Source organism: Streptomyces sp. NPDC042638, from assembly GCF_040647235.1.
Taxonomy (GTDB): domain Bacteria; phylum Actinomycetota; class Actinomycetes; order Streptomycetales; family Streptomycetaceae; genus Streptomyces; species Streptomyces rameus.
The window spans coordinates 1-21,148 of record NZ_JBEZBT010000011.1 but is presented as its reverse complement, the minus strand read 5'-3'; the positions used below and the strand labels follow the sequence as shown (position 1 = coordinate 21,148).

The following is a 21,148-nucleotide window of genomic DNA, read 5'->3' as shown; positions in this document are numbered from 1 at the left end:
ACCGAGCGCTCGCGTAAGCCAACCGCCTGAGCTGGCAATACCGTGCTGGGTGAGTCCCGGTGTGCCGCGTCGCACAGCGGACCCTGTGCCGAAACACCGGCCGAGAGGGTACCAGCACGTGAGACCGGAGGAAACGGATGCTGTGGGAGGTGGCGGTCGGTGGACCGGTCCGACGGCGGTCAGCACACATTCGACATGATCGACTGGATGTTGGAAGCCGCGTCCGTGCGGGAGTTCCTTCAGCACCTGGTCGATGACGCGGTCAGCGCCTCGGGCGCGGACGGCTGCGGGGTGACGCTTCAGCGGCGGCAGCGGCCGCTGACCGTGGTCAGCACCGAGGGCGTGGCGGACAAGCTGGACGAGAAGCAGTACAGCCAGGACGACGGGCCCTGCCTTCAGGCCCTGCGCACCGGCCGGGTCGTGCACGTGCCGGACATGCTCGAAGAGTCCCGGTGGGGCCACTACCCGGGCTTCGCGGCCGATCTGGGCATCCGCTCCTCGCTGTCCCTGCCCATCCCCGTACGCGCCCACACGGCCGGGGCCCTGAACTTCTACGCCGCGGACCCGGACGCCTTCGCCGAGAACGACCGGCACACCCTGGCCATGTTCGCCGCACAGGCCGGTGGCGGGATCGCCCTGGCGCAGCGACTGGCCGACGCGGAGGACTTCACCCGCGACCTGCAGACCGCGCTCGCCTCCCGCAGCGTCATCGACCAGGCCATCGGCAGCGTCATGCAGCAGTACAAGTGCACCGAGCAGGAGGCGTTCGATCTGCTGCGCCGGCTGTCCCAGCAGGCCAACCTCAAGCTCCGCGACGTCTGCACGCGCCTGCTCACCGGCATCGCCGGCCGGCCCCCCGCTCCCCGGCCGCCTCTGCGCCCCCGCCCGTGAGGCCTCCCCGGAAGCTGACGCCGACCTCCGATTCCGCTGTCCGCCGGCTGAACGACGCCGGGAGGGCGGGAGGTGTGGGACGCGGCCGCGTCGGCATGCCGTGACAGCTCCCCCCTCATGAGGGGATCGCTCAGGAAGCCAGGCGACAGCCGTCCGCAGCCGTCTGCTCTCGCGTGGGCGCGTGACAGTTGTGCATCCGCCCGGCCGGGCTTCCGGGACGGCGGGTGCGTCACCGGCGGGCTGAACGAGGTCTCCGACTCCTGGGCGGTCCCCGGGCAGGCCCGTTCAGCATTGACCACGGGCCTGCCCGGCCATGCGCGAGCGGCACCGCGGCCATGAGGCCCCCCGGCCGCCCAGCCGCACGGAAGCGAATCGACTCCGCCTCGACCCTGTGCAGGAGTCTCCCGCCGGGGCCGCGACGTACCGGTCGCCGCCCCTCCCGCACCCCCACCGCGGAACCGGCATCGGGGTCCGGTACTCGCCCCGCCCCGACGAGGGCGATGCGGGCCGGCAGCACGAAGAGACCGAAGTCGGAACAGGGCGCTCAGCGACCCGTGACAGCCCGACCGGCTCCTGACCTGCCGACCTCCCAGGCCGCCTCGATCATCCGGAAGATCTCGTCCACCGCGGCCTCCGGCTCGGCCTCCTCGCGGGCCAGTGAATAGGCGTCGATCACGAACCTCGCGATCGCCCGGCAGACCGTTGTGGTCGGGGACAGGCCGGGATCGGCCGCGATGGCCGTCGCCAGCGACTCCGCATGACGCAGCCTCATCGACTCCTCGTACTTCCGCAGGGCGGGGGATGCGTCGATCATGCGCCAGAGCGGGGCGGCGCTGTCCGCCGTGCAGTGCCGCACCAGGGCCTGGATCTCGCGGCGCAGCGCAGGGATGAGCGGCTCGTGCGGCGCCCGGCCGGTGACCGCCTGCGTGAGGCGTTGCTCGAAGTCTTCGTCCAGCTCGAACACCAGGGCCTCTTTCGAGGCGAAGTGGGAGAAGAGCGTGGTGACGGCTACGTCGGCCTCGGCGGCCACGTCACGGATGCCCACCGCGTCGTACCCGCGTTCCAGGAAGAGCCGCAGGGCGGTGTCGGCGATTTTCTGGCGGGTCGCGGCCTTCTTGCGCTCGCGGCGGCCGGGCGGCACGGTCATGCCCCGACGCTATCAGATGCAAAACCAGAACCGTTTCTAAACCATAACCGTTAGTGTTACGGTCAGCGGCATGAAGAGAGTGAGCTTCGCCGAGTTCGGCGGTCCGGACGTCCTGCGACTCGTGGACGTCGAGGAGCCCCACGCGGGCCCCGGCCAGTTGCGCATCGCCGTGCGGGCGGCGGGCGTGAACCCCGTCGACTGGAGGATCCGTGAAGGCCAGTTCCAGAAGGTCCATCCGATCGAGTTGCCCGCCGGAGTCGGGCAGGACGCCGCCGGGGTGGTGGACGAAGTAGGCGACGGGGTCGAAGGGGTCGAGGTCGGCGACCACGTGTTCGGCGAAGGTTCGAGCACCTACGCCGAGTTCGCCGTCCTGTCGGCGTGGGCCCGGATGCCCGGGGGTCTGACATTCGAGGAGGCGGCCGGATACCCCTCCGTGGTGGAGACGGCGCTGCGCGTCATTCGCCAGGTCGGTGTGCGGTCCGGGCAGACGCTGCTGGTCAGCGGCGCGTCCGGGGGAGTGGGATCGGCGGTGCTGCAGATCGCCCGCGAGCGCGGCATCACCGTGATCGGCACGGCCGGGGCCGCGAACCAGGACTATCTGCGCGGCCTGGGTGCCGTCGCCACGACGTACGGCGAGGGCTGGGTCGAGCGGGTGCGGCAGCTCGGCCGGGTCGACGCAGCTCTCGATCTGGCCGGCTCGGGAGTGATCCGGGAACTCGTCGAGCTGACCGGGGATCCGCAGAAGGTGATCTCCATCGCCGATCTCGGTGCGCCGGAATTCGGTGTCCGATTCTCCGGCGTGGCCGGCAGCATGCCGGAAGCGCTTGCCGAGGCCGCCGGCCTCATCTCACGGGGAAAGCTCCACATCCCGGTCGAGAAGTCGTACACGCTCGCCGAGGCCGCGGCGGCGCACGTCGACAGCCAGGCCGGTCACACGCGCGGGCGCCGGGTCGTGGTCGTCTGAGCCGTCTCCCGCGCGGCGGCGCGGCCCGGTCGGCGGCATCCCCGGCGGTGGTGAACCCGCCTTCCGTCGCCGCGTCCGCCGGCCGGGTGTGGTCGCCGGTCGTCGAGTGCTGCTCGCCCTACTGCCGTTCGGGTCAGTCCGGCAGGTCGACCGACCGCGTTCCGGCCTGGACCTGAAGGCGATCGCCCGACCACCCCACGGTGATTCCGCCACCGGCCACCCCGCTTCGGTGTCCGGCGGCGGGAGTCACGGCCGATCCGCGCCCACCGCCTGGCAGCCGACGGCGCACGCCCACCGCCTGCCGACCGTCGGCACATCAGGGCCGACGACCGCCTGATCCGGGTGAACCGCCTACGCGCGACAGGCTTCGTCGATCAGGGTGGGGACGGTGCCGAGCCACCACGCCAGGTCGGCAGTGGCGCCGGTGGTCGGGCCGTCGCGGTGCACGTAGTGGCGCACGTCGCGCCCGGGCTCGGCGCGCTCGCCGTTCAGGGCACGCTCCACCCACTCGGCGCCGAAGCGGAAGATCTCCACCGGCACCGGCACCGGCACCGTCGCCGCCTCCGCACTCGACGCCGCTCTGCGCCGATGGGCCGGCGCGCCGTCGTCCGCACCCGAGAACGCGCCGGTGGGCTGAACCCCCTGAGCCCCTGCCCGCGCCGGCCTCGGTCGACGTACCGCCGACTGCCCGCGCCGGCCTCGGTCGACGTACCGCCGGACGAGCTCGGCGTCGGCCAGATCAAGCGATCCGGCCGCACCGCCGGTCGGGGAAGGGGGAGGGGCGCCGACGGGGACCGACCCTGTCCGTTCCGTGGTGCGCGTGACATGATCCCGTTGTGGATTTGCTTCCAATTTCAAGCTATTTCCCACCAGATGGGCGCGCTGCCATAGCCGATCTGATCGCGGCGGCCAGGTCCGGTCGTGGTGGTGCGGTGGTGGTCCGCGGTGAGGCGGGCATCGGCAAGACCACTCTCCTGCGGCATGTCCTGGACGCGCAGGTCGGGTTGCGGGTGCTGTGGGTGAACGGGGCCGAGTTCGAGGCGGACTTCGCCTACGCGGCGGTGCATCAGCTCACCCGGCCGTTGCACGACCGGATCGGGCGGCTGCCGGCCCGGCAGGGGAACGACCTGTCGGTGGCGTTCGGGCTCGGGGAGGGCAGCGCGCCCAGTCAGTTCGCGGTGGCACTCGGTGTGTTGGGGCTGCTGTCGGAGGCGGCGGGGGAGTCGCCCGTGGTCTGCGTCGTGGATGACGCGCAGTGGCTCGACCGGGCGTCGGCGCAGGTTCTGGCGTTCGCGGCGCGCAGGATCGGCGCGGAGCCGATCGCGCTCGTGTTCGGGTTGCGCGATCCGCACGGCGTCGACGAGCTGGACGGGCTGCCGGAGCTGAAGCTGTCGGGCTTGTCCGATCAGGCGGCACGCGACCTGCTGGCGTCCGGGGTTCCGGTGCCGCTGGACGACCGGGTGCGTGAGCGGATTCTCGCCGAGGCGCGCGGCAATCCGCTCGCGCTGCTGGAACTGCCGCGCAGGCTCGGTCCCGCCGGACTCGCGGGCGGATTCGGGCTGCCCACTCCCGCCTCGCCGGCGAACCGGATCGAGCAGAGTTACCGGGAGCGGGTCTCCCGGCTGTCGCCCGGAGCCCGGATGTTGCTGCTGATCGCGGCCTCCGAGCCGCTCGGCGACCCGGGTCTGCTGTGGCGGGCCGCGGATCTGCTCGACGTGAAACCGGAGGCCGGAACCGAGGCCGAGGCGGAGGAGCTGATCGAGTTGGGAGGCCGGTCCCGGTTCCGGCACCCGCTGGTGCGGTCGGCCGTGTACGCCGCCGCGTCACCGGCCGACCGGCGGCTCGTCCACGGAGCGCTCGCCGACGTCACCGACCCGCAGACCGATCCCGACCGGCGCTCCTGGCACCGGTCTCAGGCCGCACCCCGGCCCGATGAGGACGTCGCGGCCGATTTGCTGCGCAGCGCGGAGCGGGCCCGGCGGCGGGGCGGGGCGGCGGCCGAGGCCGCGTTCCTCCAGCAGGCCGCGTCCCTCACTCCCGATCCCCGGTTCCGGGCCAAGCGCAGCCTCGCCGCGGCACGGGCGGCGCTGGAGGCCGGCGCGTTCGAGACCGCGATCACCCTGGTCGACGCGGCCGAGCACGGCCCCATCGACGACGCCGGGCGGGTCGAGGCCGAACTCGCCCGCGGACAGGCGGCGTTCTTCCGCGACGGCGCGGCCGACGCCGTCGGCCATCTGATCCGGGCCGCCGGACTCGACCCCGGCCGGGCCCGGCTGTACCTGCTGGACGCGCTGCAGGCGGGGCTCGTCGTCGGCCGGTCCTCGCCCGCCTGCCGTACCGCCCTTCAGGCGGCCCGGCAGGCACCCGTTCCCCCGGGGCACCGCACCGGCGCCGACGACCTGCTGGACACGCTGGTCGCCTACCTCGACGGTGATCTCGCGACGGTGTCCGTACTGTCCCGCATGCTGTCGGACACGACCGACCCGCTGTGGTCACGGCGCCTGTCGCTGGCGGCGCTGCTCGCCGTGGAACTGTGGGACTTCGCCCTGGAGGAACGATTCGCCACCCAGGCCGTCACAGCGGCCCGGAGCAGCGGAGCGCTGATGATCCTGCCGGTCGGCCTCTGGATGCGGGCCATGGCCGCCGCCCAGCGCGGCGCGCTGCTCGACGCCTCCGCCCTGCTCGGCGAGGCCGACGGCATCGCCGAGGTGACCGGGGTCCCGGTCCACTGGTACGGCCACCTGCAGGTCGCGGCCGTGCGCGGCCGGGCCGCCGAAGCCAGGCCGCTGATCGACCGGGTGCTGGCCGAGTCACGGGCCCGCAGCAAGGGGATGCTGACGGCGATGGCCCACAGCGCCGCCGCGTTCTACGCCAACGGCGTCGCCGACCACCGCGCGGCGCTCGAATCGGCGCCGCTGGCACTCACCGACGGCGACCTGTCGACGAGCAGCATGGCACTGCCCGAACTGGTCGAGGCGGCGGTGCGGTGCGGCCAGGACGCCGTCGCCCGCGAGGCGTTCGCCCGGCTCGACGAGCACACGCGGGCCGCGGGCACCGACTGGGCGCTCGGGGTGCGCGCGGCTCTCGGCGCCCTGCTGTCGGACGAGCCGGAAGCCCTGCATGCCGAGGCGGTGGCCAGGCTGGGCGCCGGCGGCATGCGGACCTGGCACGGCCGGGCCCTGCTGCACCAAGGGGCGTGGCTGCGCCGCGACGGCCGCCGCCGTGAGTCGCTGGAGGCCCTGCGCGCGGCCCACGACCTGTTCACCACGACGGGCGCGGAGGGATTCGCCGAACGGGCCCGGGCCGAACTCGCCGCCGCGGGCGAGCAGGCCAGATCGGTGACGAGAGGGGTGCTGGAGGCGCTCACCGGCCAGGAACTCAACATAGCCCGGCTCGTCGCGACCGGCGCCACCTCCCGCGAGGTCGCGGACCGGCTCTTCCTCAGCCCCCGGACGATCGACGCCCACCTGCGCAACATCTTCAAGAAGCTCGACATCACCTCGCGCCGCCAGCTCACCGACCTCGTCACCCAGGCGATCTAGGTGACGGTCTAGGCGACTTTCACCGAAGAGCGGCCGGGTCTCGCCACAGCAGACTCGGCCGCATGGACAACCCGCCCGCCGGCATCGACCGCGCCGCCCCCGTCGTCGCCCGCCACGAACTGACGATCAGAGCTCCCGCCACCGCGGTCTGGGGGTTACTGACCGACGTGCCCGCCTGGCCGTCCTGGCAGCCCGACATCGTCTCCGCACGCGCCCGCACGCCGTTGACGCCGGGCGCGACGTTCCACTGGCGCACCGCGGCCCTCGACATCGCCTCCACCGTCTACGCGATGGAGGCGCCCCGCCTCATCCTCTGGGGCGGCCCGGCCCAGGGCATCGTCGCCGTACATCAGTGGACGCTCACCTCGTCCGGCCCCGCCGCGACCCTCGTCACGACCGAGGAATCGTGGGACGGCGCCCCGGTGCGGGCCGACGCCGCCAACATCCGGCAGGCGCTCGACGACTCCCTCGCCCAATGGCTCGGCCACCTCAAGACCGCCGCGGAGAAACCGCGATGACCGCTGTGGAGTCCGCCATGCGCAAGCGATCCCGCGGCGCCGCCCTCACCGCCCTGGCCGCCGCGCAGTTCACCGTCATGCTCGCGACGTCGATCGTGAACGTCGCGCTGCCCCAGATCCGCGACGGCGTCGGTCTGTCGGACGGCGGCACCACCTGGGTGGTCAACGCCTACGGCCTGGCGTTCGGAGCCCTGCTGCTCGCCGGCGGGCGAGCAGCGGACCTGCTGGGACGCCGCCGGGTGCTGTTCGCGGGCCTCGCGCTCTTCGGGGCGGCCTCGGCGGCAGCGGGACTGGCGACGTCGCCCGCCGTCCTCATCGGTGCCCGCGCGGTGCAGGGGACCGGCGCCGCGGTCGTCGCCCCGGCGGCCCTCGCCCTGGTGATGGACCTCTACCCGCCGGGGCCGGGGCGGGGCAGGGCCCTGGGTATCTGGGGCGCGGTGTCCGGAGCCGGAGGCGCGGCGGGGGTCGTCCTCGGCGGCGTGCTGAACCAGGCGTGGGGCTGGCCATGGATCTTCCACGCGGTCGCTGTCGGAACGTACCTGGTCCTGGGCGCCTCAGCCGTCCTCGTCCCACAGACCGCGGCAGCGGAGGCGGCTCGGTTCGATCTCCCCGGCACCGCCGCGATCGGCCTCGCGCTGACCGGTCTGGTGTGGGGGCTGACCACCGCCCGCAGCGCCGGGTGGACCGACGGCCCCGTACTCGGCGCCTTCCTGCTCGCGGCCGTCCTCGGGGCGGCGTTCGTCCTGATCGAACGGGGCAGCAGCCACCCGCTGGTGCCGTCCAGGCTGTTCGCCGGGGGCCGGGTGACCGCAGGAAACGTCCTGATGGGCCTGTTCGGTTCGGTATGGATCGCGCTGTTCTTCTTCCTGCCGCTCTACCAGCAGCAGGTCCTCGGTGCCGGCCCGCTGGTCACCGGTCTCGGACAACTCCCCCTCGCCGCCGCGAACATGCTCGGCGCGACCCTCGCACCGCGGATCGCACGCCGGATCGGCGCCACGGCCACGGTGATCGGAGCACTGCTCACCGAGGCCGCCGGAATGCTGTGGCTCTCGCGCATCGGCGTGCACGGAAGCTTCGTCACCGATGTCCTGGGCCCGAGCGTCCTGGTCGGCCTCGGCCTGAGCGTCGCGTTCGTCCAGCTCACCGCCCTCTCCATCGAAGGCGTGGCCAAGGACGACTCCGGGGTGGCCGGGGGACTGGTCAACACCACACGCCAGGTCGGCGGTGCGATCGGCCTCGCGGTGCTGACCACCGTCGCCGGAACCGTCACCTCGTCCGCCCACCGGCCACGCCTGGAGGCGCTGACCGAGGGATACCGCACCGCGTTCGTCATCTCCGCCGCAGTCCTTGTGGCAACCGCCCTTCTCGCCTCTCTTCTGACCCGTCCGAACACGAAAGCAGGGAAAGCACCATGCGCACCATCGACGAATCCGCTCCCGTCGTCGTCCGGCTCTCGACCGTGATCGACGCTCCGCTGGAGACGGTGTGGAACCTGCACACCGGCATCGACGCCTGGGCCGAGTGGAACACGCACGTCGACGAGGCCAGGCTCGACGGCCCGCTCCAGCCCGGCAGCTCCTTCCGCTGGAAGACCCACGGGCTGGACATCACCTCCACCCTCTACGAGATCGTCCCCGGCGCCCGGATCGTCTGGGGCGGCCCCGCGAACGGCATCGACGGCGTCCATGTGTGGACCTTCGAAGCCGACGGCGGCCAGGTGACCGTCCGCACCGAGGAGTCCTGGGCCGGTGCCCCCGTCGAGGCCGCCGTCGAAGAACTCGGCCAAGCCCTCGAACAGTCCCTCCAGTCCTGGCTCGTGGCCCTCAAGTCCCGTGCGGAGCAGCACGCCTGACCGACCATCACCAGCACCGACACCACCGAGCGACGAGGTTCACACATGTCCACCAAGCCCTACCTGATCGGCCACTACACCCCGGCCGTCGACGAGATCACCGCCACCGGTCTGACCGTCGAGGGCAGCCTGCCGCCGGAGCTGACCGGCCGGCTGATCCGCAACAGCCACAACCCCAAGCCCGGCGTCACCCCCACCCACTGGTTCAAGGGCAGCGGCATGGTCCACGGCATCCGCCTGCGCGAGGGCCGCGCCGAGTGGTACCGCAACCGCTGGGTCCGCACCCCCGCCCTGGACGGCGCCCCCTACCTCACCGAGCACGGCCCCGACCTGACCGCCAGCACCGCCGGCACCCACGTCGTGGAACACGCCGGGCGCCTCCTCGCCCTGTGCGAGGCGAACCTCCCCTTCGAACTCACCCGGGACCTGGACACCGTCGGCGCCTACGACTTCGACGGCAAGCTGCGCAGCGCGATGACCGCGCACCCCAAGACCGACCCGGTCACCGGGGAGTTGCACTTCTTCGGCTCCTCGCCGTTCCCGCCGTACCTGATGTACTACGTAGCCGACGCCAAGGGCCAGGTCACGCACAGCTTCGAGGTGCCGGGAGCCACCGCCTCCCTCAAGCACGACTTCGCGCTCACACGTCACTACGTGGTCTTCGTCGAAGGCACGGTCACCTTCGACCCGACCGAGCACTCGGGCATCCCGTACTCCTGGAACGACGACCAGCCCGCCCGGATCGGCGTCATGCCCCGCGGCCCGGAGGGCGCCGGTGAGGTCCGCTGGTTCCCCATCGAGCCGGGCAACATGCTGCACGCCGGCAACGCCTACGAGGACGCCCAGGGCCGCATCGTGCTGGAGGGCCCGACGGTGGACAGGGAGGGCTTCCAGCTCTCCTGGAACTGGTGGGTCGGCGCCCCCGGCCGCGGCACGGAGCCCAACACGCGCTCCTACAACCGCCGTTGGGTCATCGACCTGGCCGCCGGCCGCGTCGACGAGCGGATCACCGACGACCTCGCCGTCGAGTTCCCCACGCTCAACGAGGACTTCCTCGGCGCCGAGAACCGCTACCAGTACGCGGTCTCCTTCCCCGACCAGGACGGCTACGGCGGCTACGGCATCGTCAAGTACGACCGCACCACCGGCGCCCGCCGCGTCCACCAGGCCGGGGACGCCCGCCTGCCCAGCGAGGCCGTGTTCGTGCCCGCCGCCGGAGCCACCCGCGAGGACGACGGCTATCTGCTCACCGTCGTCTCCGACCTCAAGCAGGACGCCTCCCAACTCCTGGTCCTGGACGCCTCCGGCCTCGACCGGATCGCCACCGTCCACCTGCCACGACGGGTCACCGGCGGCATCCACGGCTCCTGGATCCCGGACACCGACACCGGCACCGACGCCTCCGACAGCTGAACCCGCCGCCCCGGCCGGGGGGCCGCCCCTCCCGGCCGGGCCCGCACCCACCACCCGTTCCCTGAAATCCCTGAAATCTCCTCGAAAGGCCAAGCATCGTGCGTATGTTCACCGTGGCGAGGTTCACCGCCGCCTCCACCGTGCTCGTCCTCGCCGTCTCCGGCACCGCCCACGCCCTCACCGACGACAGGCCCACCACCTCGGGCGAGAGCCTCGCCGCGCACACCGCTGACGTGCAGATCGATCAGACCGCGCCGGTCATCACGCGGGAGAACATCCTCATCCACGCCCCCCTGCGCACCATCTGGAAGATCCAGACGGATGTCGAGAAGTGGCCCGCCTGGCAGCCCGGCGTGGAGAGGGTCGTCAAGGACACCCCCGGATGCCTGCGCCCCGGCTCGGTTTTCCGCTGGAGCACCGAGGGGCTGGACATCACCTCCACCGTCAAGCAGGTCAGACCCGGCAAGCGCCTCGTCTGGGGCGGCCCCGCCCAGGGCATCACCGCCGTGCACGTGTGGACGTTCACGCCGACCCGCGACGGCGTCCTCGTCCACACCGAGGAGTCGTGGACCGGAGAGCCCGTCGTCGCCAACCAGGCCGTCCTCCAGGCCGCCCTCGACAAATCCCTCCACGACTGGGTCGACAACCTCCGACACGAGGCCGAGGCCCAGGCCGCGAAGTAGCCCGTCACCGGGGCCGAAGGAGCCGCCGGGCACTGCCGGCCGAAAGAGCCACTCGAGTCACGTCGCGCATGCGCCCGCCGACGCGGCCGGTGGCCGAACGCGGGCCGTGTCGATCGAGCCCGTCGTGCACGGGAGGCCCGTGCCGGTGCTGCCGTCGGCGATGGGCGCAGCACCGGCGGGGGAGAGAGCCGGTCCCCGGTGATCAGGCGGTGACCGCTCTCGCTCGGCGCCGGGCATCCGACCGGATACCGCCACCGAGTTCGCCCGTCAGGCGGTGAAACCTCCGTCGACGGCGATCACCGCTCCGGTGATGTACCCGGCGTCCGCGCCGGCCAGGTGGGCGACCGTGGCGGCGATCTCCGGTGCGGCCGCATAGCGGCCCAGCGCGGTGAATCCGGCTATCGCCGACGCGTTGGGACCATCGGCGGGGTTGGCGTCCGTGTCGGTGGGGCCGGGGTGCACCAGGTTGACGGTGATGCCGCGCGGCCCGAGTTCCCTGGCCAGCCCCTTGGTCATGCCGACGAGTGCCGTCTTGCTCATCGCGTAGAGGGTCATGCCCGGGAAGACCGCGCGCTCAGCCACGTTGCTGCCGATACTGATGATGCGGCCGCCCTGGCCCATGTGACGCGCCGCCGCCTGGGACGCCACGAGCGGCGCCCGGACGTTCACCGCCAGGGTGCGGTCGATCTCCTCCGCCCTCATGTCCTCCAGCGGGCCGACGAGGAAGACCCCCGCGTTGTTGACCAGGACGTCCAGTCTGCCGAACGTCTCGACGGTCTCCTCCACCGCCGCGGTCAGCCTGTCGGGAACCGCGCTGTCGGCCTGGACGGCCACCGCTCGGCGGCCGACCGCCTTGATCTGTTCCACCACCCCCGCGGCGCGCTCCGCGCTGTTCTCGTACGTCAGGGCCACATCGGCACCCTCCTCGGCCAGCCGCAACGCCACCGCGGCGCCGATTCCACGGCTTCCACCGGTCACCAAGACCACATGTCCTTCGAGTCGGTTCATGAGGCGAGCATTTCGTCGGTCGCCGCCGGACGCTGGCGCAAATCGGACCGCGCGCTCGCCCGTCACGTCGGCCGGCGGCACGCATGTCGGCGCGGACCTCTACCGCCGCAACCAGATCTTCCGCGGCCCGCGCCGTCTCCTGATCGACGTCGACGGGATCCGCGACCGACGAGCGGTGCGGCTCGGTTCCCAGGGGCTGTGTCGCTCCAGCTCACTCCGTCACGGGCAGGCACTCGGCGAGCAGGCCGACGATGTCGCGCCAGGCTCGCTCCGCGTGCCGTGGATGGTGGCCGACGCCGGGACGCACGGTGTGGTCGACCTGTGGGTGGTGGAAGGCGTGCAGGGCTCCGCCGTAGACCACGAGGCGCCAGTCGACGCCCGCGGCCTGCATCTCGGCGGTGAACGCGGCCCGTTGCGCCGGCGGCATGATGGGGTCTTCCGACCCGACCCCGGCCCACACCGGGCAGCGAATGCGCGCCGCCTCGCCCGGCCGGCCCGTGGTCACGGCGTTGACGGTCCCGATCGCGCGCAGGTCGACGCCGTCGCGCCCGAGTTCCAACGCGATCGCTCCCCCCGTGCCGTAGCCGACAGCGGCGATCCGGTCGGGGTCGGTCCGCGGTTCGGCGCGCAACACGTCGAGCGCCGCGTGGCCGATGTCCCGCATCCGGTCGGGGTCGGCCAGAAGCGGGGTCACGTGCGCCAGCATCTCGTCGGGGTCGGTGAACCAGCGCCCGCCGTTGATGTCGAAGGCCAGCGCCACGTACCCCAGCTCAGCCAGAGCGTCGGCCCGGCGGCGCTGGAAGTCGTTCAGTCCGATCCCCTCGGGCCCGATCAGGACCGCGGGTCGGCGGTCGGCCCCGGCCGGGAGTGCGAGGTGCCCGATCATCGTCAGGCCGTCGGCCGGATACTCGACCGTGCGTGTGGTGATCGTCATGTCATCCGACGGTAGTGATCGTCGAGCCCGGTCGGGCCGGTATTAGCCGTCAGCAGAGCCGAAGCGCCTGCCCGCCGAGCGCTCCCTACGCGCCGGCCGTACGGGGGACGAGCCCGGGTCGTCCTCTCCCCACCCGGACCCGGTAGGGACGGATCAAGCGGTGCGCCGCAGGCGCAGGGCCAGCGCCGGGCACTGGTTGACGGTGCGGCGGGCGGCGTGCTCCTGCCAGGGAGCGACCGGCACGGAGGTGGAGGTGGGGTACCCGTGCGGGCCGAGGCGGATCACGTCGGGGGCCAGCACGGTGCACAGGCCATGGCCGGAGCAGCGGGACCAGTCCACCTCCAGCCGGGCGCCCGCCACCCGGGGAAGGGGCAGTACACCGTGCACCGGGCGGCCGCAGCCGGAACCGGAGAGGTGGGCGTCCAGGTCATCGGCGAAGACGTCGAGCGCGGTGCGGACGAAGCGGGCCGTGCCGTCCGGGTGCGAGCAAGCCCCACCGCCCTGGGCCGCGCCGAGGGCACGCCGGGCATCATCGAGCACCCCCGGTTCGGCGGCGCCGGCGGCGAGCAGGGCGAGGGACTCGGCGGCGGCGGGCAGGCCCCGCTTGCAGGGGCCGCACTGGCCGGCGGATTCGGCCGCCAGCCAGGCCGTGACCCGGGCGATCTCGCCGAGCGGGCAGGTGTCGTGCGGCAGCGTGACGATCGCGCCCGCGCCGAGCGCACCGCCCAGGGCCGCGAGTCCCGCACGGGAGAGCGGCGCGCCGACGGCGTCCAGGGGGCGCAACCAGGCACCGTGGTAGCCGCCCACCAGGACGCCCGCGCCCGGCTCGAGGCCGCAGGCGTCCAGCATCGGGCCCAGCGCGGTCCCGGCCGGGGCCTCGACCACGAGCGGAGCGGCGCCCGACCGGTTGACGGTGAGCAGGATGGTGCCCGGTTCGGCGAGGGTGCCGACAGAGGCGTAAGCGTCGGGGCCGAGGCGGGCGGCGATGGCGAGCTGAGCCCAGGTCTCGGTGTTGGAGAGCAGCGTCGCGCGGCGGCGCACGCCGGCCGTTCCGCCATGGGCCGCGCGGCCCTTCAGCGGCGTCGGCGCCACCGGCAGGCCGTTGACGCCCCGGATCAGGGCCCCCGACTCGCCGGAGACGAAACGCTCGGGCAGACAGACGGTCCGGGCCGGGCAGGGCAGCTCGCGCTCGGCGAGGGCGGCGGGGACCGAGATCTCGCCGGGGCTGCCCGCGGTGACACCGATCACGATCTCCTCGGCGCCGAACGCGGCCGCCGCGAGGCAGGCACCGTCAAGCACCAGGTGCGGCGCGCGGGCGAGCAGCATCTTGTCCTTGGCGCTGGGCGGCTCGCCCTCGGCACCGTTCACCACGACGACGGGCGGCACGCCGAGACGGTCCGCGCCGGCCAGGGCGGCCCGGCCCTTGCGAGCGAAGGGAAAGCCGGCGCCGCCGCGACCGCGCAGGGCGACGGCCTCGGCCAGGGCGAGCAGACCGTCCCGGTCCAGCGGGGGAAGCGGCGGGTGGACGCGGCGGTGCGCGGCCAGGTCCAGCCTCCGGTGACGGTTCAGTCCGGCAGTGAGCCGGGCGGTCCCGAGCCGGCGCACCGCCGGCAGCTCCAGCTCGGGGCCCCTCACCAGCCGCTCCCGGGCCGGGCCAGGGGCAGCGGACGGAGCTCCGGCTCAGCGGCGTGCCTGGGCGGCCGGGCAGGACCGGTGCTCGGCGCGGGCCTGTGGCCCGCTCCCGCCGGAGCCGCGGGCCGGGCGGCGCAGGTCACGGGGCGGGAGGCGGAGACGGAGGGTGTGGACGGCGCCGACAGCCCGGCGAGGGCGGCAGGGTGCACGGAGGCGGGTTCGTACGCCCTGGAGTCGCGCCGGCGCAGCCTCAGGGACCGGCGGTATCCGAGGTACGACAAGGCGCGGACCAGCAGAGCGAGCGCCACCACGGCCGCGCACAGGCCGTAGCCCCACAGGACCCACGCGTGCGCCCGGCGCCCCGCAGACAGCCCGTGCGCCAGTGCGATGGGCCAGCAGACGTACGCCGTGGAGTGCAGCACCCTCCACAGCCACGGGTGCCTGCTGCCGGCGAACCGGCCGCGGAGCACACCGGTGATCGCCACCAGGAGGAGCAGGTCGGCACCGACCGTGCCCAGGCTGACCGCGAAGAGAGTGCCGCCGGTGAACGGGAGCACCGCGGCCTGGGGGCCGGCGTGCCGCTCGGCGACCTTGACCGCGACATGGACGGCCAGGAAGCCGACCGCCGTCACGGCAGTCGCCCGGTGCACCGACTGCATGGCCACCCGCAGCCGACGGGTCAGTACCAGCCGGTCGGTCGCGGTGAGCCCGCACACCATCGCGGCGGTCAGCGAGAGCAGGGTGAAGACACCGGCGAAGTAGTCCAGGAAGGTCATCATCCGGCTGGTCGCCGCGGTCGACGCGGCGCCGACGGAAAGATCGGCGAGCAGGACATGGCTGGACACAGGACACCTCATTCCATGGCTTGGATCACGTGTCCGCAGGACCGGACCGGTGAGCGGCCCGACGTGCCCAGTTCGGCGGATGGCACCACCGGTCCGGGACCGGCGGCGCTGCACGACGTCGCCCGCGCTGCACGACGTCGCCCATTCTTAGCCCACGCCCGACCAGCGACGACGGACCCGCCTACGACCCGCGACCGTATAGGGCCCTGCGGCGGCGCCGCTTTCCCGGCCGCGCGCCGCGGGCCCGCCTCCTACGGTCCCGCGTAGTAGACGAGGTGAGCGGTGTGAGCGGCTTCACCAGGGCCGAGCCGTGGCGCCGACGCGCCGGCCGCCGAGGCTCGGTGCGCAGGTGCCATGGCGCGTGGCGCTGACACTCATGGGGGCTCCGCAGAGCTCGACCAGAACCTGCTGTGGCGTCCGTTGCCCAGCGCCCGCCGGCACGCCACACCGGTGCGCGGTCTGTGGCACATCGGCGCCTCCACACATCCCGGCCCGGGTGTCGGCGGCGGCTCGGGCCACGTCGTGGCGCAACAGCTCATCCGTGCCGGGCGCCGGGCACCGGGCGCCGGAGCCGACGCCGCCGCTGACCGGCGCGGAGGCGAGCGGGCGAGAACGTACGACATCGTTGTCGGCGCCCGGCCGGCTCTCGGCGCTACCGGCCGGGGCGGGGGCTACATACCGGCCTCGCGGCGGGCCGACGGCATCCGGACGCCGAACTCCGCCACCGGCTCGCCCGGCCTCGCGACGGGCCGGGGCGGGTGGTTCGTGCGCTCGGGCGTACGCATCCGGCTGCCCAGGGCCACCCCCAGCTGGAACCGGTTGTCGACCCCTAGCCTGTCCATGAGCGAGCGCAGGATGTTCGTCACCGTGCGGGGGCTGACGCCGAGCCGGCCGGCCGCGCTCGCGTCCGTGTGGCCCGCCAGCAGCAGAGCCACCAGCCTGCGCTGGCGCTCGTCGAGGGGCATGACCGCGGCGAGCCTCTCCTCCACGGTCGGCCGTACGGGGATGGACGGCTGTTCGCCGCCGGGCATCCGGAGGCTGTTGCGGCGCAGAGGTGTGGGGTTCGGCGAGCTGAACACGGGGCTCCCCTGGTCGGTGTGGTCTGGTGTGAAGCGACGGCCGGGCGTACGCGGCGCGGACGTGGCGGTTCCCGCAGGGCGTGAGGAAGGCCGGCGGGGGCGAGGGGCTGAGGGGCTGTAGGCGGTTCGGGCGGGCGAGGGGTGATGCCCCGTCCTTTCGGATGCGCATTTAGGGCAGGCGGAGGATGACTGCGGAGGTGACTGGGAGGGTGACTGCTGTCAATAACCATCCCGGGCCTCAACCGTGACCGTTGGCAGCGAAATAGGGCCACCGGGCCGACCGGGTCCCCTCGCGCCGGGTCGCCACTTCCACGGACCGTCCATCTGGGGTGATGATCCTGAAGACAGTCGGTGACGAACCCGGAGCGGCGGCCTCCGCCGGAGTGCCGGCATAGGAAATCGGTTCCCCGGCCCCCAAGGGTTTGAGCTAAAGTTGACTCCCTGGTAATGCCCGTCAAAGTAGCCGAGGAGCAGGTGTGAAGAACTCGGGTGAAGTCGGTGTGCGAATCCGACGCCTGCGTCGGGCCGCCGGAATGTCCCAGGCCGACCTCGCGGGCGGTGACCTGTCCGCCAGCTACATCTCGTTGCTGGAGGCGGGCAAGCGGGCGCCGTCGACGGACGTGCTCGCGCAGCTGGCCAAGCGGCTCGGCTGTGAACCGTCCGACCTGACCGGCGCCCCAGCGGACATGCCGGTCAACGAGTTCCAGGTGGAGCTCAAATACGCCGAGCTGGCCCTGAACAACGGGGACTCGAACGCGGCGTTCGAGGCGTACCGCGCGCTCCAGGAGAAGGTGAGCCTCGCCGCCCGTCCCGAGGCCTGGTACAAGGCGGAGCACGGCATGGCCCGTTCGCTGGAGCACGCCGGCCGGCTGGAGGAGGCGGTCGCCCGTTACGAATCCCTGCACTCGGCCTCCCTGGACCGTCCCGACCTGGTGCCGCGTCTGCCCACCGTGATCGCGCTGTGCCGGTGCTACCGGGAGCTGGGCGACCTGTCCCACGCCATAGAGGTGGCCGAGGCCACCCTCGTCGAGCTGGAGAAGCTCCAGCTGGGGCCGACCGTCATCGGGGTCGAACTGCTCTCCACCCTGGTGGGCGTGTACATGGAGCGCGGTGACATGCATCGGGCGGCGTACCTCGCCGCCAAGGCGATCGAACAGGCGGGCACGGTCACGGACTCCCGGGCACTGGGCGCCGCGTACTGGAACGCCAGCGTGGTCATGCACCGCAACGGCAACACCGCGGACGCCCTGACCCTGATCGAGAAGGCGTTGGCCATCTACGCCGAGGGCGAGGACCAGCGGGCGCTGGCGCGGCTGCGCAACGCCTACGCCATGGTGCTCCTGCAGTCGGAGACGGCGCAGCCGGAGGTCGCCCGTGACGTGCTCGGCCAGAGCCTCACGAGCCTGCGCGAGGTCGGCAGCAGCGTGGACGTCGCGTACTGCCTCTCCGCCCTCGCGCAGGCCGAACTGCGCCTCGGCAACGCCGAGGCCGCGATCGACCACGCCGAACGGGCCCTGGAACTGCTCGGTCCCGACCACCGGCTGCAGAGCGCCCGCAACCATCTGGTGCTGGCCGCGGCCCGGCTGGCGCTCGGGGACCGGGAGTCCGTCCAGGAGGCTTACGAGCGGGGCGCCCTGATGCTGGAGGCGTCGGAGGCCAATCGCCAGGCGGCGTTCGCCTGGGCCGAGCTGGCCGAGATCCTGAGGCTCTGCGGCGAGGACGAACGCGCGGTGTGGGCGTACCGGCAGAGCATGCGGTGCATGGGGCACCGGGAGACCTTCCTGACGGGCCAGAAGCTGACGTCGCGCACGTAGGCACGGCGCGGAAGGGATATGACCGCCCCGGGGGCGGCAGGGGAAGGAACGCCTCTGCCGCCCCCGGGCGTTTGAGGGCCGCCGTCAGCAGCAGAGCGGGATGTCACGGTCGTTCGGGGGCTCGTCGGGTGCGGGCGCCGCGATCACGGTGGTGCTGCCGGCCGGCGATCCGGACTCGCCCGACTGCCCGCCGTGTGTCGCGGACGCCCCCAGTGTGGCGACACACAGCAGAAGCGCAGCGGCTACCGAAAAGCGCCTCAAGCGGATCATTTTTGGTCCTCCCCGACGTATCTCTTCAGGTGTGACTGAAGTGCTCAGTTCCCACCGGCAGCTGGTCCGTGACTCGTTTTGTGACTCACTTGACTGCCTTGAACCCAGATGCTGACACGACGTGACTCGATGGTCAATGCCAGAATTAAGTGGAACGAGAAGGGCGTGTCGCCCGGATTTGTGGGGTATTGGTGGCCTTTTGGTGAAGGGTCAAAACGGGATGAAACTCCTCATGTTGGGCAGGGCAAAAAAACAGATGCAGGAATGGCTTGGCTGTCACTAGTCTTTGTGACAGGCAGTTAAGTTTTGTGCTGTGAACTGAAAACGGGGAGTGGTGGGCGTGCGCGAGAGCGTGCCGCAGGGGCGAACGGCCGGGGCGGTCCCGCGGGCCGCGCTGGCGTTCGCGGAATGTCTGGTAGGGCTCGGCTACCGCCGGCTCCCACCGGGGCCCCTGCTCGCCGGGGACGGTGGCACGACCCTCTTCACCTCGGTGGCGGCACCGGCGTGGCGCAGATTCCTGACCGGTCATCCCCGGCCGGAGCCGGGCGGCGCCGTCGTCCTCCAATGGGTGCTGAACACCAGCCGCCTTGCCTCGCTGCCCCCCGCTTCGCCGCCGAGCGTCCAACGCGCGGTCGGAGCCGTCTGGACCGGCGTACGCCCCTACCAGCAGGCGCTGTGCGACGTCCTGGACGCGCTGCGGGAGGCCGGTACCCCGACCGGTGAACTGACGTTCGTGTTCCGGGCGGAGCCACAGGACCGCGTGCCCGTCATGACCGCGCTGCGCGGGCTCGGTGTCGAGCCCGGGCGCCTCATGTGCGGTGCCCGGCTGCCGGACGCGCCGGTGCGCATGGATCCCGAGCTGGGGCCGTGCCTCACGCTGCGGCGCCGGTCCAGGGGGCCGGTGTTCGCGCACTGCGACGGCCTGTGCCCCTGCGGGTGTCATGTCTCGGTCGCCCACATCCAGTTCGTGGAGCGCCGGCGGACGGCGGGACATGTGACGGCCCTGCGCCGGCCGCTGTTCGAGATGATCGTCTCCGAACACGCGCTGATACAGAGCGTCCGCGGCGGGTCGCCGGCGCCGGGCGGCCCGAGGACCCCCGTGCCGGCACTGCTCGGCCCGCTCAGCGCGGGCATCGCCGACCTGCTGGCCGCGGCCGGCGGAGCGGCGGGCCCGAGCCCCGTCTTCCTCGCGGACGTCTCGAGCGCCGCCTCGCTGCTGCTCGGTGAGGGGATGGCACCCGGGCCCCGCGGCGGCCCGTACGTCCTGCGCCGGCTGATCCGCATGATCGGCACGGAACTGGCGGTGCACGGCCTCCCGCCCGCTCTACTGACCTCGGTCATCGCCACCGCGGAATTCGTGTACCGGGCGCCCCTCGGGTTTCCCGAACTGTCGGCGCGCTCCTGGGTCCACATGACCGAGGAACGGGACGCCTTCCTCAAGGTGCTGAGGCGGGGACGCAACCGGCTGCTACGACCCGGCGCGCTCTCGGACCGGCCGGGTGAGGCCGCGCGCCAGCTGACGCGGCTGCGCTCCGAACGCGGCGTGCCGCTCGCGCTGTCGTTGCGCTGGTGCCGCGAGGCTGGCGTGGAGCCGTCCCTACTCCACCTGGCCCTCGACGGCGTCCTGGAGGAGGCACTGCTGCGCCCACTACCCGCGACGGCCCCGCCGCCCAGCCCGGCGCCCGGCCTGCGAATATGACGCCCGCCGGCGATCCGCCGCCGCGGCAGGCCCCGCCGCGGCTCGCGGTAGACCGCCCCAGTCCCGGCGGGAGCACCCCTGGTCGGCCCTTCCCTGTGGGAGGACCCCAGCCCGCCCCTGGCCTCCTGGCGGCTCGTCGAAGGCCGCCGCAGCCCGGGCGGGAGCATCCCCGGTCGTCCCGGCCTCGCGGCGGCTCGCCGAAGGCCGCACCGGCCCCTCGGGAGCACCCAGGCCGCCTAGGTTCCGTCCGGCCGATCATGTGCGGAGCCAGATGACGAGGGCGGCTGCGGTGACAGTGCCGAGATAGACGTAGCCGCGTTTGTCGTACCGAGTTGCGACGGCTCTGGCGTGCTTGAGCGGATCGGTCCTGGCGCTGGCCGCGTGCTGGTGGGCCCGGACGATGGTGGAGTCCACTGAGATGTCCCAGTCGATGTCGCCGACCGCGTCCGCTTCCGCCTGGACCTGCTGGAGCAGGCGCTCCCAGGTCCCGTCGGCCGACCACAGCCGGTGGCGCTCGTAGACCGTCTTCCACGGTCCGAACCGCTCGGGCAGATCACGCCAGTGCACCCGGTCCGCACCCGGTGCAGGATCCCGTCGATCACCTGCCGGTGATCCCGCCACCGGCCACCACGCCTGTTGCTGACCGGCAGGAACGGCCGCAGTTGCTCCCACTCGGCATCCGTGAGATCTCCCCGCCCCATGTCTGGCCCAACGACCAGAGCGGGTGATAGTCACATGATCGACCAGACGGAACCTAGTCGATGTCATGCGCCGCACCGGTCACAGCACCGCCGCGGTCACCTAGGGCCTGTGTGATGTCGTGATCAACCTTTCCGAATCGGGTCCGTCTGGAAGGC

General features: G+C 72.7%; 17 protein-coding genes and 1 pseudogene. 10 read left to right on the top strand and 8 right to left on the bottom strand.

Features of this window, described 5'->3' with window-relative positions; translation table 11 throughout:
- Nucleotides 1-195: 195 nt before the first annotated feature.
- On the top strand, nt 196-891 hold the full coding sequence (locus AB0B40_RS11955; RefSeq protein WP_362263826.1) for a GAF and ANTAR domain-containing protein: 696 nt from the start codon (nt 196-198) through the stop codon (nt 889-891).
- Nucleotides 892-1,435: 544 nt separating this feature from the next.
- Here AB0B40_RS11955 and AB0B40_RS11950 read toward each other — a convergent pair.
- Nucleotides 1,436-2,038, bottom strand: a complete 603-nt coding sequence (locus AB0B40_RS11950) for a helix-turn-helix domain-containing protein (RefSeq protein WP_362263825.1) — start codon at nt 2,036-2,038, stop codon at nt 1,436-1,438.
- Between the two features lie 70 nt (nt 2,039-2,108).
- On the opposite strand from AB0B40_RS11950, the gene AB0B40_RS11945 reads away from it, so the two are divergent.
- A complete protein-coding gene (locus AB0B40_RS11945) occupies nt 2,109-3,002 on the top strand; it encodes an NADP-dependent oxidoreductase (RefSeq protein ID WP_362263824.1) in 894 nt (297 codons plus the stop codon).
- A gap of 351 nt (nt 3,003-3,353) precedes the next feature.
- Here the strand turns inward: AB0B40_RS11945 and AB0B40_RS11940 are convergent, their stop codons facing one another.
- Nucleotides 3,354-3,554 (bottom strand): hypothetical protein, encoded by a 201-nt coding sequence (locus AB0B40_RS11940; protein ID WP_362263823.1) that lies wholly within the window; start codon nt 3,552-3,554, stop codon nt 3,354-3,356.
- 284 nt (nt 3,555-3,838) lie between these two features.
- On the opposite strand from AB0B40_RS11940, the gene AB0B40_RS11935 reads away from it, so the two are divergent.
- From AB0B40_RS11935 to AB0B40_RS11910, 6 genes are all read left to right on the top strand, one after another.
- Nucleotides 3,839-6,544 carry an AAA family ATPase gene (locus AB0B40_RS11935; protein WP_362263822.1) on the top strand — a complete coding sequence of 902 codons (2,706 nt, stop codon included), beginning with the start codon at nt 3,839-3,841 and terminating at the stop codon, nt 6,542-6,544.
- A 62-nt stretch (nt 6,545-6,606) separates the two neighbouring features.
- Nucleotides 6,607-7,062, top strand: a complete 456-nt coding sequence (locus tag AB0B40_RS11930) for an SRPBCC family protein (RefSeq protein WP_362263821.1) — start codon at nt 6,607-6,609, stop codon at nt 7,060-7,062.
- 17 nt (nt 7,063-7,079) lie between these two features.
- Nucleotides 7,080-8,525: an MFS transporter gene (locus tag AB0B40_RS11925; protein WP_362263820.1), complete on the top strand. Its 1,446-nt coding sequence runs from the start codon at nt 7,080-7,082 to the stop codon at nt 8,523-8,525.
- On the top strand, nt 8,474-8,914 hold the full coding sequence (locus AB0B40_RS11920; protein WP_345046357.1) for an SRPBCC family protein: 441 nt from the start codon (nt 8,474-8,476) through the stop codon (nt 8,912-8,914). The genes AB0B40_RS11925 and AB0B40_RS11920 overlap by 52 nt, the downstream gene beginning before the upstream one ends.
- A 45-nt stretch (nt 8,915-8,959) precedes the next feature.
- On the top strand, nt 8,960-10,327 hold the full coding sequence (locus AB0B40_RS11915) for a carotenoid oxygenase family protein (RefSeq protein WP_362263819.1): 1,368 nt from the start codon (nt 8,960-8,962) through the stop codon (nt 10,325-10,327).
- Nucleotides 10,328-10,431: 104 nt separating this feature from the next.
- Nucleotides 10,432-11,010, top strand: coding sequence for an SRPBCC family protein (locus AB0B40_RS11910; protein WP_362263818.1), 579 nt, complete (start codon nt 10,432-10,434; stop codon nt 11,008-11,010).
- Between the two features lie 267 nt (nt 11,011-11,277).
- Here AB0B40_RS11910 and AB0B40_RS11905 read toward each other — a convergent pair whose 3' ends face one another.
- The 5 genes from AB0B40_RS11905 to AB0B40_RS11885 form a co-directional block, all read right to left on the bottom strand.
- On the bottom strand, nt 11,278-12,018 hold the full coding sequence (locus AB0B40_RS11905) for a 3-oxoacyl-ACP reductase family protein (RefSeq protein ID WP_345046353.1): 741 nt from the start codon (nt 12,016-12,018) through the stop codon (nt 11,278-11,280).
- Nucleotides 12,019-12,229: 211 nt separating this feature from the next.
- Nucleotides 12,230-12,952 carry a dienelactone hydrolase family protein gene (locus AB0B40_RS11900; protein ID WP_362263817.1) on the bottom strand — a complete coding sequence of 241 codons (723 nt, stop codon included), beginning with the start codon at nt 12,950-12,952 and terminating at the stop codon, nt 12,230-12,232.
- Between the two features lie 153 nt (nt 12,953-13,105).
- The gene (locus AB0B40_RS11895; protein ID WP_362263816.1) at nt 13,106-14,587 is read right to left on the bottom strand and encodes an NADH-ubiquinone oxidoreductase-F iron-sulfur binding region domain-containing protein; all 1,482 of its coding nucleotides are present in this window, start codon (nt 14,585-14,587) and stop codon (nt 13,106-13,108) included.
- On the bottom strand, nt 14,584-15,429 hold the full coding sequence (locus AB0B40_RS11890; protein ID WP_362263815.1) for a hypothetical protein: 846 nt from the start codon (nt 15,427-15,429) through the stop codon (nt 14,584-14,586). Before AB0B40_RS11890 ends, AB0B40_RS11895 begins: the two co-directional genes overlap by 4 nt.
- Before the next feature lie 671 nt (nt 15,430-16,100).
- Nucleotides 16,101-16,508 carry a helix-turn-helix transcriptional regulator gene (locus tag AB0B40_RS11885; RefSeq protein WP_345046347.1) on the bottom strand — a complete coding sequence of 136 codons (408 nt, stop codon included), beginning with the start codon at nt 16,506-16,508 and terminating at the stop codon, nt 16,101-16,103.
- A 500-nt stretch (nt 16,509-17,008) separates the two neighbouring features.
- Here AB0B40_RS11885 and AB0B40_RS11880 point away from each other — a divergent pair, with 500 nt between their 5' ends.
- Together AB0B40_RS11880 and AB0B40_RS11875 are read left to right on the top strand one after the other, a co-directional pair.
- Nucleotides 17,009-18,322 (top strand): helix-turn-helix transcriptional regulator, encoded by a 1,314-nt coding sequence (locus tag AB0B40_RS11880; protein WP_345046346.1) that lies wholly within the window; start codon nt 17,009-17,011, stop codon nt 18,320-18,322.
- 610 nt (nt 18,323-18,932) lie between these two features.
- On the top strand, nt 18,933-20,291 hold the full coding sequence (locus AB0B40_RS11875; protein ID WP_345046345.1) for a hypothetical protein: 1,359 nt from the start codon (nt 18,933-18,935) through the stop codon (nt 20,289-20,291).
- Between the two features lie 366 nt (nt 20,292-20,657).
- Here AB0B40_RS11875 and AB0B40_RS11870 read toward each other — a convergent pair.
- Nucleotides 20,658-20,992, bottom strand: a pseudogene (locus tag AB0B40_RS11870) (IS5 family transposase); the annotation flags it as partial.
- Nucleotides 20,993-21,148: the final 156 nt, after the last annotated feature.